1 pseudogene is annotated in these 1,148 nt (G+C 74.8%); it reads left to right on the top strand.

The annotated features are described in order from the left end of the window. A pseudogene (locus tag ABZ641_RS38730) lies at positions 1 to 1,062 on the top strand (hypothetical protein); the annotation flags it as partial. Between the last annotated feature and the right edge of the window lie 86 nt (positions 1,063 to 1,148).

Genomic DNA, 1,148 nt, shown 5'->3' with positions numbered 1-1,148 from the left:
GAGGACGGGTCCACCGCGCACTCCGAGGCGACGGCCGCCGCCACTGCCGCGCAGAAGGCCCGCAGCGAGGCCGAACACCTGCGCCAGCGCCTCGCCGAGGTCGAGCAGGAGACCGCCGCCGCCGTGGAGGCCGGCTGGATCGACGCCGCCGAATCCGCGTCCAACCCGCTGGGCGACCCGGCCCGCGCGGCCCTGCACGCCTCCGACGCCGAGAAGGCCGCGACGGCCGCACTGGAGCAGGTCCGGGGCGCCGCCGAACAGGCCGCCGCCCGGCTCCGCGAGTCCTCCGCCGCCGAGGCCCGGGCCGAACTCGCCGCCGCCCGCGCCACCGACGCCCGGGCCGCCGCCGAACGCGCCCTGGCCGCCGAGCAGCGCACCGCCGCGCTGCTCGCCGCCGAGCCCCGGCTCGCCGAACTGATCTCCCTGACGCCGTACCAGGAGGGCGCCGCGGAGGACGAGGGCTTCCTCACCCCCGCCGTGCTGGACCGCAACGCGGAGGACCTGCGCGAGCAGCTCGACCGGGCCGTCGCCACCGCCGAGCGCACCCTGTTCGACCTGCGCACCGCGGCCGCCGACGACTCCCGGATCCTCGCCGCGCTCGGCGACGGCGGCCTGCTGCCGCCCGGCCCGGACGTGCTCGCCACCGTCGAGTACCTCGGCGAGCACGGAATCCCCGCCCTGCCCGGCTGGCGCTACCTCGCCCAGTCCGTCGACCCGGCCGACCACGAGGCGATCCTCGCCGCCCGGCCCGAGCTGGTCGACGGCGTCGTCGTCACCGATCCCTCCTCGCTCGAACGTGCCCGCGCGGCCCTGCACGACGCCGCCCTGCTGCCGCGCTCCACCGTCGCCGTCGGCACCGCCGCCGCCCTGATCGCGCCGATCGAGGACGAGCCGCCGTTCTTCCTGGTGCCGCCGAACCCGGCCATGCACGACGAGCACGCCGCCGACGACGAGCGCCGCGAACTGCGCGCCCGCGCCACCGCCCGCGAGGAGCACATCCGCGAACTCGCCGCCCGGCTCGGCCACGACCGGGCGCTGGCCGCCCGGCTCGACACAGATCGGAAGTTCACAAGTCTGAACTACATTAACAACTAGTATTAAATCGTATACAATCTTCTGATTTAAATATTTGGGATGTGTTGTGGTGG

The sequence above is a fragment of the Kitasatospora sp. NPDC007106 genome (assembly GCF_040634455.1).
Classification (GTDB): domain Bacteria; phylum Actinomycetota; class Actinomycetes; order Streptomycetales; family Streptomycetaceae; genus Kitasatospora; species Kitasatospora arboriphila.
This window is presented reverse-complemented; position numbering and strand designations above follow the sequence as displayed.